The following is a 3,268-nucleotide window of genomic DNA, read 5'->3' on the forward strand; positions in this document are numbered from 1 at the left end:
ACCGCCTGGAACACCGTCGTCAGCTCGTGATAGCCGTCCTCGCGGCGATCACCCACGGCCAGGTACAGGTTGACCTTGCCGGGCACCCGGACCGTGACCGAACCGGTCGGTACCCACTGCGCGGCGGTGTTGCCGTCAGACATGATCAGCCACGTCAGCCACCGCAGCAGACTATCGCTGCGGCCGCCCAACCACACGCGGCGGTGCCACCCGAGGTCAACACGGTTCAGCCGGCGGTGCCCGCCCCGGGAACCTGCGGCACCCCGGCCTGCGGTCCGGCCTGCGGTCCGCCGCCCGGGGAGTGGGCGGAACCGCCGGAGCGCTGCACCAGCCGCACGAAATCCTCGACGGACAACGTCTCACCGCGGCGCGCGGGATCGATGCTCGCGGCCAGCAGGCGGTTCGCCGACTCGTTGCCCGAGCCTGCCCACCCGGCGAACGAATTGCGGGACGTCTTGCGCCGCTGAGCGAAGGCGACGTCCACGAGTTCGAAGACGCGTTGCCGGAAGGCCGCGTCGGTCGGCCACGGCGGGTCAGAATGCCGATCGATGCGGATCAGGCCGGAGTAGACGCGGGGAATCGGCCAGAAAACGGTCGGCGGCACCGTGCCGCAGCGGCGTACCCGGCCGAAGAATCGAACCTTGACGCTGGGCACGCCGTAGTCCTTTCCGCCCGGTTCGGCGGCCAGCCGTTCGGCCACCTCGGCCTGCACCATCACCGTCACGACCTGGACGGACGGGAATTCGGCGAGCAGATGCAACAACGCCGGAACCGCGACGTTGTAGGGCAGATTGGCCACCACCGCAGCGGGCTCGGCGTCCAGGTCGCCCCGCTCGAGGGTCAGGACGTCACGGGTGACCACCGTCAGCCGGTGGATCTCGCTGTGCGAGTGTTCGGTCACCGTCTGGGGCAGGCGGGCGGCCAGCACGGGGTCGATCTCCACGGCCGTGACCGTCGCGCCACGGTCGAGCAGGGCCAGCGTGAGCGACCCGAGGCCGGGGCCGATCTCCAGGACATGGTCGGACCGGCCGACGCCGGAAGCCGCAACCACCCGCCGCACCGTGTTGGCGTCGTGAACGAAGTTCTGGCCCAGGGACTTGCGGGGCCGAAATTCGAGTTCCCTGGCCAGCTGCCTGATCTCAGTGCGCCCGAGTAGCCGGATGGTCAGCGGGCACCCGCCCGGCCGCTGCATACCGGCCAAGCGCCCCAGCCCTGACGCTGCCGCGTCACCTCCGCGACGGCGATCTGCTCTTCCCGGGTGGCGAGGTCGGCGCGGGGGGCGAACCGCAGGCCACCGCTGCGTTCCCAGGTGCCCTGGTCGAACTGCACACCACCGTAGTACCCGTTGCCGGTGTTGATCGCCCAGTTCCCGCCGGCCTCGCAGCCCGCGATCGCATCCCAGACGGAACCGCGGTTGATCGGCGGCACCTCGGTGCCCGGCCTGGTGCCCACCCGCACCACGGCCTCCCGCGCCGGGGTGATCACGGTGTTGGCGACGGGCAGCCGGCCCGTCTCGACACCGTTGACCGTGATCACCGCGAACGTCACATCCTGCGTGCCCGGGCTGCCGGCATCCTCGACAACCTGGCGGCTCATGTTCATGTCCGGGTCCTCGACGCGACGTGCGGGCGGCAGCAGCGGGATCCGTTCGGTCACCCGTTCGATCCGGTTGCGGGTCACCTCGACCCGCATGCCCTCGACGATCGGCGCGCTCGCGGGCGGCACCACCTGGTCGCTGTCGGCCAGCGGAGCGCCGGCGGCACGCAGCAGCCCGGCGACGTCGGCGGCGGGCAGGTGCACCGTGTGCGTCGTGCCGCCGTCGCTGATCTCGACCGTCTTGGCGCTGACGACCGGCAGCGCCATTCCGGCCAGCGGAACCCGGCTGCCCCGCGACGCCGCGGCGGGTGCGGTGTCGGTCATTGCGAGCTGGGCCAGCGCCTCGTCGACGGTGGATGCCGTCGTCCACAACTGCTTGGACTCGCGGCCGTCCAGCGAGATCTGCAGGGGGCGGCTGCGACGCAACACGATGTCGGCAGCGTCGTTCACGCGCACGTCAGCGGCAGGATAGAGATCGTCGCGCTCGGCGACCGTGAAGCCGTTCTCCTGGACGATGTCGAGCACGCGCGACTTCATGGTCGTCACCCGCATCGCGATTCCGTCGACGTTGAGCGTCACGGTCTTGCAGGCACGCACCGCGATCCCGCCCGCGACCGCCACGGCCAACAGCAGCCCCGCGACCACGAGCCGCAACATCGGTGATTGATTCTGGTGAAGTTTTGTCACAACACTCAATGCGCGTCTACCCCGACCTCTGTCAGCACTTCAACGACCTGATTCACCGGAAACCTCGACGTGAAAAATGGGCCCACAGGCCCATCCGTACGATCACAAGACGGTAACGAACCGGCCACGGTTGAGCAACTCCGGGACCGCGTGTCCGCTTCGTCAATTTACGGAACTACGAACCCGCTCCGGGCTCCAGCCCATAGACCCGACGAGCGTTGCCCGTGGTCAGTCGGGCCAACTCCTCGGCCGGACGATCCACCAACTCAGCGATCGCCCGAACAGTATAGGGAAGGCAGTAGGGCTCGTTGGGGGCCCCCCGGTAGGGGTGCGGCGTCAGGAACGGCGCATCGGTCTCCACCAGCAGCTGCCCGGGCGGGATCAGGGCAACCGCGTCGCGCAGCGCGCGGGCGTTGCGGAAGCTGACCGTCCCGGACAGACTGAGCAGCCAGCCGGCGTCCACGCACCGGCGGGCCATCGCGGCATCCGACGAGAAGCAGTGGAAGATGACGGCGTCGGGGGCGCCTTCCGCGGCCAACACGTCGAGCACCGCGGCGTCCGCGTCGCGGTTGTGGATCATCAGCGGCTTGCCACACCGCTTGGCCAGGTCGATGTGCCAGGCGAACGCCTCGCGTTGCACGGCGGGCTCGGCGCAGCCGTCCAGGCGCCCGGGCCAGTACAGGTCCATGCCGGTCTCGCCGACGGCCACCACCCGGGGGTGGGCCACCAATTCCTCGATCTCGGCGCGGGCGGCTTCGGTCAGCGCATCCGCGCGGGTCGGGTGCAGCGCGACCGCGGCATAGACGCGCGGGTCCCAGCCGGCGGCCCGGGTCACCCAGCGCGCCGACCCCAGGTCGTCGGCGATGGTGACGACCGCAACCACGCCGACCGCCGCGGCCCGGTCGACGATCGCGGTCACCTCCCCCGCGTCACGGGCCCCGCAGGCGTCGAGGTGCGTATGGGCGTCGATCAGGGGGGACAACGG

The 3,268-nt window shown here is 70.4% G+C and carries 3 protein-coding genes and 1 pseudogene; all 4 read right to left on the reverse strand.

What is annotated here, in order from left to right; genetic code table 11:
• Positions 1-149, reverse strand: a pseudogene (locus AC2VOK_RS15850) (4-(cytidine 5'-diphospho)-2-C-methyl-D-erythritol kinase); the annotation flags it as partial.
• Positions 150-226: 77 nt separating this feature from the next.
• Complete coding sequence (rsmA, locus tag AC2VOK_RS15855) at positions 227-1,192, reverse strand: 16S rRNA (adenine(1518)-N(6)/adenine(1519)-N(6))-dimethyltransferase RsmA (RefSeq protein WP_428901342.1); 966 nt, start codon at positions 1,190-1,192, stop codon at positions 227-229.
• A complete protein-coding gene (locus AC2VOK_RS15860; RefSeq protein ID WP_428901340.1) occupies positions 1,165-2,253 on the reverse strand; it encodes a resuscitation-promoting factor in 1,089 nt (362 codons plus the stop codon). The genes rsmA and AC2VOK_RS15860 overlap by 28 nt, the downstream gene beginning before the upstream one ends.
• A gap of 205 nt (positions 2,254-2,458) precedes the next feature.
• Positions 2,459-3,268 (reverse strand): TatD family hydrolase (locus AC2VOK_RS15865; protein WP_428901341.1); only part of this gene is annotated, 810 nt, incomplete at its 5' end.

The sequence above is a fragment of the Mycobacterium sp. TH-M116 genome, assembly GCF_057473685.1.